The sequence below is a fragment of the Aquimarina algiphila genome, assembly GCF_947494415.1.
Taxonomy (GTDB): domain Bacteria; phylum Bacteroidota; class Bacteroidia; order Flavobacteriales; family Flavobacteriaceae; genus Aquimarina; species Aquimarina algiphila.
This window is the reverse complement of sequence record NZ_CANLVC010000008.1, coordinates 373,144-386,748: the sequence shown is the minus strand read 5'-3', so window position 1 is coordinate 386,748 and position 13,605 is coordinate 373,144. Positions and strand designations below refer to the sequence as shown.

Below are 13,605 nucleotides of genomic sequence, written 5' to 3'. Positions count from 1 at the left end.
ACAAGATAATACTTATTGTTAACTATAAATTAGCTATGGGGTCATCAAATATTGAAGAAATACCATTGGAAGTTGTGATTGGTTTGCGTTTGTAAACATGACATATCCCCATTTTGATTCGGGTTCAATAACAAAAATACTAGTATAACCAGCATTGTTACCACCATGTCCATAAGCTGACCCAAAGGGTAAAGTAGCTTTTGCAAACCCAAGTGTCCAGTCTGTAACTCCTCCTTGTTTTTGTAGATGTCCATCGGGCAAAGTAAATTGAGTTTTAAAAAGCTCGTCATAACTTTCTTTGGATAAGCCTTCTTTATTAATTAAAGCAATTAACCATTTAGAAAAATCTAAAGCTTCTGAATGTATGGAAAATGCCGAACCAAATATTTTTGGGTCATCATCTTCACCAACAACGATTCCATCTTTGTATCCCTCTGCTTTATTCTTCATATTATAAGAGTCTTGAATAAATTTTGTGTATTTCAGGTTTAACTTAGAGGCAACTCGTTCTTGGTATATTTTTTCTAAACCAGCATCGTCTGTTTTTAAAATATGTGCTAAAACTTTAGCCAAATATTGATATCCTTCACCTGAATATTGAAAGGCTGTTCCTGGTTCAAATGATATAAACAACTTATTATCTTCATAGTCTGACCTCCAGTTTGGGAATCCAGTAGTATGACTAAGCACCATTCTAGCTGTTATTTTTTTGTAACGTTCATCGTAGGCAATATCATCATAAGGCAAATATTTATAAAGAGGCTTGTCTAAGTCTAGCTGTACTTCCTCAACAAAACCCATAATAAAATATGCAAATAATGGTTTAGAAAGAGAAGCTCCTTCAAATATGGTTCTATTTGAAACATTTTTCTTTTTAGCTACATCAGCATACCCTTTTGTTAAGTGGTAGGCAACTTTTCCATCATTAATAATAGCCAAAGATATTCCTGGCACATCAAGTGTTTTCATTTGTAAGTTTATAAATGCTTCAACTGAATCGATAGAAACTTCCTTACCAATTAAGTTTTTTATGGTGTTCTTAGTGTTCTTTTCTTGTCCGTATCCTTGACTATGTAATAGATAAATAATAGCCAATAAAATAATTAGTAATAATTTTCGAATAAATAGCATAACTGTTCGTTTTTTGATGTTAGGCTTGCAATATGGTTGTATTAAAAAAATAATGAAAGGATAAAAAACTAAGTTGGGAGAATATACCGTTTAGTTAGGATAAAATTTGGTTTAGAAGTAATTTAGATAAAACGACTCCACACACATTAGCCCACTCTTCTATTCCTTTGACAATACTTCGAAATGCACAGTATGGCCGCTCAGATTGATTTTATCTCTATTTATAATCTAATCTATATGTAATATACACTCAATACTTAAAAACTTGCCTTTTGTAATTATAATACGACCACTTGTCAATCTCTTTTTTATTGTTCATAAGATTACCACTACTTGCATCTAAAATCAATAAAATGAGCTTACAACGTATTGGTATTTTATTAGTATTCGGATTTGCATTTAAAGCATCATCGCAAATAACAGGAACAATTATAGATGAGAAAGGTAATAGCATCGAATTTGCAAATGTAACCTTACATTCTACGAATGAAGAACAATTACTTACAGGGTGTATCAGTGATGAAAATGGTAAATTTAAACTCGATGTTCCAGAGGAAGGAGAATTTACACTCCAAATCAGTCTACTATCCTATAAGACCTGGGTATCTGAATTATTTATTATTACTTCTCTTCCCTATCAAAAAGACTTTCCTCCTATTCTATTAGTTGAAGACCTGACGGAATTAGGTGATGTCTTAATAAAGGGACATCAAAAATTGATTCAACGCACTCAAGAAGGTAGTATTATTAATGTGCAGGCGAGTGTAATGACTCAAGGCAGTACCGCTTTGCAATTAATAGAACGTTCACCAGGTGTTATTTTGGATCAATATAACAATACGTTTTCCTTAAATGGTAAAAGTGGTACTCTGGTGATGATAAATGGAAAAGCACAACGGGTTCCAACAGCAGATTTAATTGCTATGCTTAACGGTATGAGCGCAGATACTATTGAAAGAATAGAGCTATTGACCAATCCATCAGCACGATATGATGTGGATGGCAATGCAGGCATTATCAATATCGTAATGAGCAAAAATGAAACCTTGGGTATTCGAGGTAATCTTAATCTAAGTGTTGGTTACGGCGAAGGCCCCAAGCAGACTACCGGACTTTCTCTCAATTATGGAGGTGAACGTTCTACAGTATTTGGTAGCTATACTTTTTCTTATGATGATAGCTATAGCGGATTTAAGGGGGTAGGAATTACCGAGATACCCGTTTTGGGAGGAAGTACAGATATTAATTTTACCAGTAGAACACAACAGATAAATCGAAATCATAACTTCAACCTGGGGTATGAATATCAACTCTCTAAGGTTTCCTCACTTGGTGCTAGTGCATTGTTCAATCAATCTAAACCATTAGTTATGACCCGAAATTTGGGATTATATGATTTTACTTCCAACCCTTTTCTAGAGGCTCAAATACACCTAAACGGAGATGGAAATCTAAAGAATTTAACCACTTCTGCTTATTTTGAAAAAACCGGTGAGCAAAATAGTTTTACGATAACAGGGGATTACATTAATTACAATAGCCAAACCCCCAATCAAGTAAACAGCAACTATTTTGATGAAAATGGGGATCCTTTTCAGCCTGAAAATGAAATTTATAATAATGGCAACCGTGGCTTTAATGAAACAGATATCAATGTAGGGGTTCTCAAACTAGATTATAAACATACTGTAAACGAAAACATATCCATGGAGAGTGGTATAAAAGGGTCATTATCTGAAACTGTTAATGATGCTCGTATTGAAATTCTGCAAGGAGAAGATTTTGTGACTGACGATAGATTTATTAGTACGATTGAGAATCAAGAAATAATAGGTGCTGGGTATGTGCTGAGCGATTATAGCATTACCAAAAAATTGAAAGCGCAGCTTGGTTTACGTTATGAGTATTGGGACCAAGCTTTTGATGATAGTACTCTAGACCGTAGTTTTGGAAAATTATTCCCTTCATTTTTTCTTACCTATTCTTTTTCAGATACTACAGCCCTCAATTTTGCCTACAATAAGCGTATTACACGACCCAACTATTCTGATTTGGCATCCTTTTTAGTCTATAACGGTCCAACTTCAGTGTTTAGTGGAAATCCGCAACTGTTGCCCGCAATAACTGATAATATTAGCCTTACTTATAACAATAAATCTTTTAGTATCTCTTTATTAGCATCTAATGAAAACAATCCAATTGCACGTTTTCAGATTACCCGGAATGCTCAAAGCAATGTTGCAGTAATAGCTCCGGTAAATATGGAATACCAACGTAATATTGATGTACAAACTAATATTCCCGTTCGTATTACGCATTGGTGGAATATGAATTTTAATGGCACTGTGGGTGTTAGATATTTTAAACTATTACATACCGATGAGAGCTTAACCCATGACTATGTACATTTTAACTTTAATGGAAGCCAAAACATACGATTGCCAGCAAACTTTTCATTAGAAGTATCTGGCTGGTATACATCAAGGCATTTTAATGGGAGTACTAGAAACGAGGGGTTTGGGATTCTGAATGCTGGTTTAAAAAAAGAATTTAAAAATGGAAGTAGTTTACAATTTGCAGTAACAGATATTTTTGAGAGCTTGGATATTAATTTTAAAATTGGGACACTTACCAGAGAGGCCTTCGGGGATGTTTTTGATGGAACTTACAGTCCAGAATCTGGTTTCTCACGCATTTTTAGAATTAGTTACACCTATCCCTTTGGAAACACAAAAGTAAAAGAAACTAAGAGCAAATCGGGTGCGGATAGTGAAAAATCTAGATTGTGATTTTTTAGAGCTCACACTTTTAACCTTAACATAATAATTAAAATTATTCCATAAACGCATCTGGTTATCTGCTATCACTCTGTCATTAAAAAACATCTTCAAACAATTGTTGCAAGCTTTCCCATGATTTTTGATCTGCATCGGCATTATAAGCCAAAGGCAAATTAAATTTTTCTCCATTAGTGTCTGCCTCTTTAGAAGTATAGCTATGTGTTACCCCTGGATAAGCGATGTATTCATACTTGGCTCCTATAGAGTCCATAGCTGTTTTAAAAGCTGTAATAGATTCTGCACTTACAAAAGGATCATCTGCACCGTTGCATACCAATACACGAGCTTTTAGATCTTTGTTTGGCATTACAGGCAAAGCTACACCACTATGAAAGGCCGCAACAGCATCTAGGTCAGCACCATTGTTGGCCATAGTCAATGCTACACTCCCTCCAAAACAATATCCAATGGCAGCTAGCTTTTCCTTATCTACGGATTCATGTTGTTGCAATACATTGATCGCTGCATTAAAACGTGCCGTAGCTTCAGGCAAATTGTTCATAACGCTCATGGCGAACTTACCCGCATCGTCAGGATGATCAGCTTGTTTCCCGTCACCATACATATCTATAGCAATGGCAGTATAACCAAGTTCTGCGAGCATATCAGCTCGCTCTCTTACATAATCATTATGTCCCCACCATTCGTGTACAATAAGAACCCCCGGACGTTTACCTTTTATATTCTCATCATATGCAATATAGCCTTTTAAGTTGGTAGAGTCCGTGGCATAAGTCACTTCGGTTCCCTTAACTTTTACAACGGGTGCTTCTGATGTAGTATCTATTTCAGGTTTGGATTCTGCTTTTTGCTTACATGATATGGTAAATACAAGAGTAACTAATAAAAAATAGGTGATAATTTTCATATTGATGTATTTTTTGACAACATAAATATAGTGAATATCTACCCTACTTTCCTCTTTTGTTGAAGTATAAAATTGTCCTAGCCAATGCACGTAATTGTTTAAAAAATAAATGCTATGACGAGCATTTATTTTTTAAACAATTTCTAACCGGTACGATCAAATCCGTGTTTAATTTTGACTAATTCGTTATTTGCAAAAGTATTTCTTTGGCAGTTTTACCAATATCACCCCTAGAATCCAAAGAAATAGCCTTTTTGAGTGCTTCTGTTGCTTTATCATTATCTTGCAGTGCAATGTACGCTTCTCCCTGATATTTATAAGCGTTTGCAGAATTTGGGAATAGCTGTAAAATCATAGAAAATACCTGAATGGAAGCCTGAATTTGAGGTGTACGACCACTTTGCAATAAAATATTTCCTACTCTAAGTAAGCCTGTCTCAAAATCACAAAACGCATAAAGTGGGTCTTGAATCATTTTAGGAAGTTCTTCTGCCAGTTTTTGTGTTTGCCCAGATAAATACAAGCTAACGATATAATCCATTGGCTTAGGTTTGAAATCTGGAACATCAAAAGTTAATGCTGCATCAAGTACAGGATCTTGATTACTTGCATATTCATTAAAACTCATGGTAACTGGAATACTAGGAGCGATCCAATCTGCATTTTCCATAGCCGGCTTATCTTGCCACCATAAATACGATAAAGAGATATTAATACCACTGTTGGGTAGTGTTACAGGGCGGTTATCCCCCCAGAAATTAACATTTTCTGCTGTGGGTTCTCCCACAAAAATAACATTGGTATAATTGTCTATTTCATTAACTAAGTTTTGGCAAGCAGAAAAGGTTCGTTTTCCGATAATGACAAATAACTTACCTATTTTATTTATCTTTTCGGCTTTTATAAGACCTTTTATAACATCTTTATTTAAATAGTTATTTCCACCACCATTTAGACGCAAATCGATAATTAATTTCTCGGTATCGTTAGTTTCTATTTCATTAAAAACACGGGCATAAAAATCCTTAGTACTTTCTTCGGCTTCATCTCTGATTCTGCTATGTCTAACATACATCGCTTTTTCTTTGGCTAAGTATGTTGAGAAGTAAACCTTGTCTAGATGTTGTAAATATAGAGGTGTTGTTGATGAGTCTCTTGCATCTAACCAATTTTCATTTTGATGTACATAACCACGGTGGGTAGGCACATTTTCTCCTTTAGCTAATGCAGTAAAGGATTGGGTAAATACTTTATCATTTTTTTCTAAAGTAAATGTAACTTCATTTTGAAGGGTTTTTGTAATTTTTTGAGCATGTAGGACTGCAGGATACCGTATATTATTAATTCCGTAGGCTTTAAAATATTGTGTATTCTCTACTTCTACTGTCGGTTCAATTGCTTTTAGAACCTCTGAAATAGGCTTCCCTTCTACTGCTATAACTTTTGCCCCAACTGCTTCTGGGTAGTTCTTGTGCGTTCCCTGAATATAAATGCCATCATTAAATTCATATAAGTTGAAAGGAAATTGTGAAAACTCAAAAGGCTTTTGATGAAAACTAACATAGGTATGCCCGTATTTGAATAAAGACACGAGTCTAGAAATTCCAACAATAATTTCGTGTTCTTGTAAATTCGGAATGTCATTATATAAAGTTTCCACTTCGGTATTAAAATGTTCTTTTGTTGTTTTTACAAAAAGAAATGAATAGTCTTCATGTATTGTATTTTGAATAAAACGAAGGTCTTCTTGCCATTGCGCTGAACTTAGAGTTTCTTGCGCAGACAATTGAAAAAACAATAAGATATTTAGTAAAAAAAATATTTTTTTCATGATATAATGGATTAATGGATATTGTTATTAATTATATCACAAATATTGCTTTATCCTATATTCGAAAACAGTTCTTTTTGTTGAAACGTAGTTTTTACTACTTGAAATGTGACAGGATGGTTATTACTTATCCACTCTTTAAAATTACGTGCCTTTTATATACTTACAATAAATTCTTGATCACGAGAATTTGACAGCGATAACTTTATGTGAAATCGATACTATTAACCTTAAAAGTTTGAATAGCATTGAGTAGATTTTGTACTTGACTTGTACAGCAAGTGATTCATCATCAAGTATTAGTATTTGTATAGTTTTTCTTTTGATCAGATAATTTTAATAAGGGTAAAGAAACAGTAAATTGATCACCATCATTTTTAATAATCGGTAATTTACTTGAAGTTAATGTATATCTTTTTTCAATATTTTTCAATCCAATTTTTGTTGATGGTGTTTGTGTGGATTTTGTTTGAATTTTATTTCTTACAACTAAATAGTCCCCTTTTATTTCTACATATACATTTAAAGGCTTTGCTCTAGAAACAATATTATGTTTTATAGCATTTTCTATCAAAAGCTGTAAACTCATAGGTACTATCATAGCAGCTAATTTAGCTTCTGGAATATTCCAATTTATTTTTAAATTATCTCCAAATCTTTCAGATTGAATATGAATATATGCCTTAACAAATTTTAATTCCTCTTTAAGCGAAATTAAATTTGCATTACCTGACTCTAATATAAAACGATATACATCTGATAAATTGTCTACGAAATCTTTTGCATCTTCTTTAGAATCTTGATCAATAATATCACGTAATGTATTTAAACTATTGAATAAAAAATGAGGTTGCGCTTGATTTCTTAAGGTATCTAATTGTGCCTGAATCATAATTTGTTTTGCCTGTTCTTCTTCCCTAATAGACTTTTTAAGTCTTACATAATAATAAACGGCTTCATATATTGCCATAGTCATAGTAGTGATCAATATAATAGGAATAAGCGTCTTTAATCTTGATGAATGAGAAGAGTTGTATCCCAATAGGTTTAAAGTTGCGGATATTAATTGACCTCCCACAAAATCAACAACAATAATGATACTTACTATAGCAAAAAGAAGAAGTAGAATTCGTTTTATATCATTTCGAAAATCAGGGAATTTTCTACGTAAATAAATTAAAATAGTTCGTAGAATAAGCCAATCACAAATTGTAAAAAATGAGGAAGCCACCCAACCTATAAACTTTAACTCTACTGTTTTTCTTTCTGATTGATTACTAAATAAATAGTCTGTAATAATACTTAAAACAAAAATGCCGATTATTGAAAACCAAATATCATTAAAACCCAAATATTGTATACGTTTTTTCTTGTTAAGTAATATCATAAATCATAAACCTATTAATGGGATCTCTCGACTTGCTTGATAGAATATAAATCCAATTCATGAAGCGTATATTAACCCAAAAATAACAGTTACCTTAGTTTGGTTTATAATAGTAGTTTTCGATTTTTGGATAATCATAATGCGAATAACGGAATTATTTGTATGCCATGCAACCCAAAAAAATGCTGTTAGAGTCAGTTTTATGGTTTAGATTTGAGTAGGGGTATTTAAAAATAACTCAGTCACAAGCATTAAAATAAAATGTGTTTTTTTCATTGTTTACTTATTTGTATTTACAATTCTAATCCGTCGGCTGATCCATTCACAAAAAAGGTTTATCAGAACTTTTCTATATATTCCGCCTTACTTTGGCCTTAGGTTCTCAATTATCTGGGTACTCACCCAATAAGGGCTTCCTATGACATATCTGCTACCATCTTCTCTAACCTTTACATCTCCCTTCCAAAAAAACAAATATTTTCCATCAGGAGTTACCCTAGCGTGCTGTTCATAGAGAGGTGTATTTATTTTATTTCCCATGTTAATTGCTCCCCCCATGAGCCATCTTTTTGCCGAAAACTAATATAGATATCAGGAGTATTTTCACCTTCTTTCTCAGCATCCCATATTAAATAGGATTCATCTGGAGCAATGAAAGGGTGAGCAATATATTTTCCTGTATTAATCGCCTTGCTCATTTTTTTAGGTTTTTCATATTTATCATTTATAAGGCGTGAATAACTCATATGTCCACTGCCATCCTCGAAATCTAAAACATAAAATAATATGTTCTTTTCGATGAGACCGAGAAACCTACAATGGGGATGTCTTTGAAAAGTTTAAGGTTTTTCATTTCTGACACACTGGGATTGAATCGTTCCATATATTTATTGATATCGGTTGATGGAATTGATTTCCTGCTCCATTTATGATTTTTGTATTGCATAACAAACAATGTTGGTTCTTTATATTTCCCACCTGACCTGGTAAAAGAGAGTTCCTTCATATCAGGTAAAAACGTTACAACAGTTTCAAGATATTCTTCTGTTGAAACAATATCGGGAGCAAACGGTTCAGGGATTAATCCTGGTGGTTTTTGATTAAGGTAACGTTTTTCAAATACGGGAAATTAGGTTTTAACAAATGCCGGTACGATGGTTTTTAAAAGCTGAGTCATTATTGTATCTTTACCATCATGGCCAGAGATTACAATAGTTAAGTCAAGCGCTGCGACCACTATTATATGTTGTCCACCGCCTCCCCAAGCAAATGTGGCATCATAACTTTTACTATCTACCATTATAGGTGTTTGATACCAAAAATAGCCGTAACGATACGTTTTAGGTATCCAGTCTTGAGTAGGTTTCACAATGCCACTGTTGGCTTTCTCAAGATAGTCTGCAGAAATAAGCTGTTCCCCGTTTAATTTACCTTTATTAAGAACCAAATTACCCAATTTGATCATGTCTCGCGACATGATACTTGCGCGCCACCCGGCTTCTGGTAAACCGCTAATATGAGTTGACCATTTATAATTTGTAATACCGAGTTTGTCAAGTAACTCTGTTTTAATAAAGTCCTCTGCCGTTCCTGGGACAACGGCGTCAATAACAGTCATTACTAACATTGGATTGAAATTACCATACAAATATGTCTGAGATGCTGAAGTAATAGGTTCACTATGTTCAAGAAGGGTCTGAATGAAGCCTTGACCTTTTAACCGAGTGGAATCTTTCTCGATTTCTTTCCATTTGTCTCTATCAATATTAAGTCCTCCATGCATAGTCAAAGCCTTATGAAGTGTGATTTTTTCGGCTCCTTTGGTGATTTTTTCAGGATTAATATCCTTTAGAAAACTAATCAATGGTTTGTTTAGATCTTCCATGGATAGGTACCCCATTTGAATGGCTCTTCCCAAAACCAAACTAGTATAAGCTTTTACTGCTGAAGCTTGTCCATGAGGCAAGTTGATACGGCCTTTTTTATAATAGGATTCAAAAACTAATTTGTTTTTGTGCGAAATGAGTAAAGCATCATAGCTTCCATGTTTGCCATCAAAAATCTCTTGAGAAAGGTTAAGGATTGCTTTTCGATCATTGCTACTCACCGCCAATGTATCAACAGATATCCGATCCTTTCTATCCTCTGGTGTTGTGTTAACAAATGCATTATTGAGGTACGGGATATCCCAGAATGATACTTCATTACCACTTGAAACATGACTCATCAGGGATGACAACCAAGTGACACTTTGTACAGCAATCATTGGGAAAGCGGTTTGATGATCACCTTCAATTACTTTATTTTGAATGGATACTGTTAAATCTTTTCTGCTATCCAATAATTTAATAAATTCGTCTATAGGTTCGTCCTTTTCTTTTTCTAATGTGCCATAGGCGATAAATACGTTGGCATTCAATGTAGACTCTAAAGGTTCTAATTCGGTATTAATCTCAGAAAGGTAAGGGATAAGGCCTTTGTTCAATGGACTACCAAGAATGTAATTATCAAAAGTATCAGGTCGAGTCAATAGTATATAAGCACCGAATGCACCGCTTAGTGAATACCCAAAATAGGAACGACTATTTGAATCAGTACGATAGTTGTTTTCTACATATTGGATGACATCGTTGCGAATAAATTCTAAGTGATTTTTAGCTTGCCCAAATTTGAGTTTGGGATGATTAGGGTTGGTTTTTTTCCAGAAGGAATAATCTGTAAATCGGCTAGCATGAGCCCCATATTGTTGCTTTAAATCTTTTGCGATGTCCTTCTGCCAGGAAATCCCAACTAGAATAACATTTTCTAGTATGTATTCTGTTGATCCAGATAGCATTTCGAGATGCCACATAGCATCTGTGTAATAAAGGACAGGATACTTTTTACTATTGTTCTCAGTATAATCTTCTGGCAACTCTATATACAATTCATAATTTCTTTCATTATTAGAATCTTTTATCGGAATTACCCTAATTTGGGGTGATTCTAAGGCAGATCCATTCTCTATTTGCGAATTTCCGCTTACATTATTTTCTTGAGCAAAGACAGTGTTTAGCGATAAAGCACATGTCAATATTAATAATTTGATAATTCTCATATTTTCTGTTTTTCCTAGCTAATTGATTTGCGATGAAGTCAATTGGCTATTTCTTTTTTAACTTAATAAATCTACCTAATCGATTTTTGATGAATAAAACCAGGTTTCATTTCTCGAGTCTTTGTAACCACCTTTTAGCAAGTGAAAATTCTGGATCAATTGTCAGTGCTTTTTCGATCATGACCTTAGCACTTTCAAGCTGACCTTGAGCTCTGCGTACAAGTCCCATTCCGAGATAAGATTCCTTCCCTTCAGGATACACTTCTATGGAATATTGAAAGATTTCTTCTGCGGCAATTAAATCCTTACTTAGTATCGTGTGAAAACCAAGGTTAAATATGACGCCTATAGGTGGCTTGATTTCATACCCATATCGTTTTGATAACATATCGAAATGTTGTGTCACTTTATCCAACGATTCTAGGTTTTCACCGGGATTGAAGGGATTGAAATCAGGATATAACGCAAGAAGAAACAGTGTAAAATCCATCGCTGGTACATGACCCTGGTTCACCAATTCATCCACTTTATAGGTAAAACTCTCTGGTTTATGATCCGCTATAACACTAGAGAATTCAGTAACAATATCTGTTAACCCCTCTTCATCGCTATAAATGATGTGTAGAGATCTGTTTTCCGCAATCGATTTTAACGGACCTGTTTTTATTTTTTGTTGAAGCACTGTTGGTATGTGCATAAGGGATGGACTGCTTGCAAAATAGCCATTAAACAGATGGGGCTTATTGAGCAGCGCGTAAACAGTAAAAAAACCACTGTTAGAAGCGCCATAAAGTACATTGTACGGAGCAGTCCGGTATGTATTATCCACATGCGGCATCAGCTCTTTCTCCAAGAAATTAATATAACTATCCGGAATTGTTGTGTCTTGTTTTTCCCTCGTTGGCAGCAAAATACTATTTCCGTCGGGTAGATCTATTCCAATGAGTATCATCTCAGGAATTTGTCCCTCGCCCATGTAGTCAAGTGTAGAAGCTAACATGGCGAATCGGGCCCGGTAATCTGAACCCAACATATACAGCACGGGATAGGTTTTCCTGGAACTATCGTAGTTCGCAGGCAAATGGATTGATAGCGGAATAGTTTTGTTTAACACTTTTGACTGAAGTGAAGATATTTCGCCTAAGGTAACTGCTGGTTCACTGTGTTCTGTTAAACGAGTAACATCAGGATCGTTTACTTTCTGTTTTTTGGTATTGCACGCATTTAGAAATAAAGTGAATACAAGTATTAAAATTATAAAATTGTAATTTCTCATTGTTTATTTTTTACTTAAATGTTGAATAAATGTATAGTATATTCAATGTCGAAATCCATTAATAGGATAAATGCAACAATTAAATGATGAAACAATTTCGTCATTGATATAACCCTTTTGTAAAGAAATTAAGACGATTTGAATTTATAGATAGTATCTTTATTAGATATTAAAATAGTTTATGATTAAAACCTCTTTACAGCATACAATACTCCTTAATATTGGAGCCTTTTTATTGGTACTTACACTTGAAGTATTAAGTATGTGGGCGTTTAAGGATAGATTTGATACTACTTTTTATTTTTACTTACATGGTCTTAATTATACAATGGCAATTATGGGTATCATATGGATAAACCATTTTGTTTTAATCCCATCTTTTTTTGATAAGAGACGCTATTTTTTATATACAATACTTCTTATTGGGAGTTTGTTTTTTGGGGCATATTTGAAAGGATATTGGAAGGATGGCTGGTATGGTGTTTATAAAATGATTTTCTTTCTTATATATACGACCGGAACTGGAATGGCTGCCTTCTTTTTGAGAAGAAATATAGTGTTCAGAAGAGAAAAAGAAGACAAAGAAAAGTTACAAAAAGAGATGGAACTTAACTATTTAAAAGAGCAAGTGAATCCACATTTTTTTTTCAATTCATTAAATAGTATTTATGCACTTTCTAGACAACAATCGCCTGAAACTCCTGATGTTGTTATGCAGCTTTCAGAATTAATGCGGTATCAATTAGAGAGTTCAAAAAAAGAAACGGTTTTATTAAAAGAAGAACTTGAGTTTATAGAAAATTACCTGTTGCTTGAAGAAAAAAGACTCAGTAAACGATGCACTGTTGAATTTTTAATTGAAGGCGATCTTTCGGGATTAGGAATTGCACCAATGTTGTTAATTCCTTTTGTTGAAAATGCTATTAAACATGGAGCGCAAAGTACTAATGAACAGAGTAAAATTGATATTTCTGCCACTATAAAAAATACTACACTACATTTTGGTGTGGTTAATTCAAAGCCTACGATGATTACAGCATCAAATAGAAACGGACTAGGGCTTGAAAATGTAAAAAGGCGTTTAGGTCTATTATATCCTAATGCTCACACATTAGATATTGCAGATAAAGGAAACGAATATCGTGTAAACTTAACTATTGATTTAGCCATATAAT

The 13,605-nt window shown here is 33.9% G+C and carries 10 protein-coding genes; 2 read left to right on the top strand and 8 right to left on the bottom strand.

Features of this window, described 5'->3' with window-relative positions:
• Positions 1–33: 33 nt before the first annotated feature.
• The gene (locus PQF96_RS19415) at positions 34–1,131 is read right to left on the bottom strand and encodes a serine hydrolase domain-containing protein (protein ID WP_271767881.1); all 1,098 of its coding nucleotides are present in this window, start codon (positions 1,129–1,131) and stop codon (positions 34–36) included.
• Positions 1,132–1,484: 353 nt separating this feature from the next.
• On the opposite strand from PQF96_RS19415, the gene PQF96_RS19410 reads away from it, so the two are divergent.
• The gene (locus PQF96_RS19410) at positions 1,485–3,920 is read left to right on the top strand and encodes an outer membrane beta-barrel family protein (RefSeq protein WP_271767880.1); all 2,436 of its coding nucleotides are present in this window, start codon (positions 1,485–1,487) and stop codon (positions 3,918–3,920) included.
• Between the two features lie 85 nt (positions 3,921–4,005).
• Here the strand turns inward: PQF96_RS19410 and PQF96_RS19405 are convergent, their stop codons facing one another.
• From PQF96_RS19405 to PQF96_RS19375, 7 genes are all read right to left on the bottom strand, one after another.
• The gene (locus PQF96_RS19405) at positions 4,006–4,839 is read right to left on the bottom strand and encodes a dienelactone hydrolase family protein (RefSeq protein WP_271767879.1); all 834 of its coding nucleotides are present in this window, start codon (positions 4,837–4,839) and stop codon (positions 4,006–4,008) included.
• 178 nt (positions 4,840–5,017) lie between these two features.
• On the bottom strand, positions 5,018–6,670 hold the full coding sequence (locus tag PQF96_RS19400; RefSeq protein WP_271767878.1) for a S41 family peptidase: 1,653 nt from the start codon (positions 6,668–6,670) through the stop codon (positions 5,018–5,020).
• A 292-nt stretch (positions 6,671–6,962) separates the two neighbouring features.
• Positions 6,963–8,057 carry a sensor histidine kinase gene (locus PQF96_RS19395; RefSeq protein ID WP_271767877.1) on the bottom strand — a complete coding sequence of 365 codons (1,095 nt, stop codon included), beginning with the start codon at positions 8,055–8,057 and terminating at the stop codon, positions 6,963–6,965.
• Between the two features lie 363 nt (positions 8,058–8,420).
• A complete protein-coding gene (locus PQF96_RS19390) occupies positions 8,421–8,615 on the bottom strand; it encodes a hypothetical protein (RefSeq protein ID WP_271767876.1) in 195 nt (64 codons plus the stop codon).
• A complete protein-coding gene (locus PQF96_RS19385) occupies positions 8,582–8,755 on the bottom strand; it encodes a hypothetical protein (RefSeq protein WP_271767875.1) in 174 nt (57 codons plus the stop codon). Before PQF96_RS19385 ends, PQF96_RS19390 begins: the two co-directional genes overlap by 34 nt.
• A gap of 431 nt (positions 8,756–9,186) precedes the next feature.
• Positions 9,187–11,154, bottom strand: a complete 1,968-nt coding sequence (locus PQF96_RS19380) for a serine hydrolase (RefSeq protein WP_271767874.1) — start codon at positions 11,152–11,154, stop codon at positions 9,187–9,189.
• Between the two features lie 106 nt (positions 11,155–11,260).
• On the bottom strand, positions 11,261–12,430 hold the full coding sequence (locus tag PQF96_RS19375) for an alpha/beta hydrolase-fold protein (protein WP_271767873.1): 1,170 nt from the start codon (positions 12,428–12,430) through the stop codon (positions 11,261–11,263).
• Positions 12,431–12,611: 181 nt separating this feature from the next.
• On the opposite strand from PQF96_RS19375, the gene PQF96_RS19370 reads away from it, so the two are divergent.
• Positions 12,612–13,604, top strand: coding sequence for a sensor histidine kinase (locus PQF96_RS19370; protein WP_271767872.1), 993 nt, complete (start codon positions 12,612–12,614; stop codon positions 13,602–13,604).
• Position 13,605 lies beyond the last annotated feature (1 nt).

Excerpts from the sequence above, each read along its gene's own strand:
- PQF96_RS19400 (WP_271767878.1), bottom strand. The coding sequence starts at position 6,670 with ATGAAAAAAATATTTTTTTTACTAAATATCTTATTGTTTTTTCAATTG.
- PQF96_RS19380 (WP_271767874.1), bottom strand. The coding sequence starts at position 11,154 with ATGAGAATTATCAAATTATTAATATTGACATGTGCTTTATCGCTAAAC.
- PQF96_RS19370 (WP_271767872.1), top strand. The coding sequence starts at position 12,612 with ATGATTAAAACCTCTTTACAGCATACAATACTCCTTAATATTGGAGCC.
- PQF96_RS19395 (WP_271767877.1), bottom strand. The coding sequence starts at position 8,057 with ATGATATTACTTAACAAGAAAAAACGTATACAATATTTGGGTTTTAAT.
- PQF96_RS19415 (WP_271767881.1), bottom strand. The coding sequence starts at position 1,131 with ATGCTATTTATTCGAAAATTATTACTAATTATTTTATTGGCTATTATT.
- PQF96_RS19385 (WP_271767875.1), bottom strand. The coding sequence starts at position 8,755 with ATGAGCAAGGCGATTAATACAGGAAAATATATTGCTCACCCTTTCATT.
- PQF96_RS19375 (WP_271767873.1), bottom strand. The coding sequence starts at position 12,430 with ATGAGAAATTACAATTTTATAATTTTAATACTTGTATTCACTTTATTT.
- PQF96_RS19390 (WP_271767876.1), bottom strand. The coding sequence starts at position 8,615 with ATGGGGGGAGCAATTAACATGGGAAATAAAATAAATACACCTCTCTAT.
- PQF96_RS19405 (WP_271767879.1), bottom strand. The coding sequence starts at position 4,839 with ATGAAAATTATCACCTATTTTTTATTAGTTACTCTTGTATTTACCATA.
- PQF96_RS19410 (WP_271767880.1), top strand. The coding sequence starts at position 1,485 with ATGAGCTTACAACGTATTGGTATTTTATTAGTATTCGGATTTGCATTT.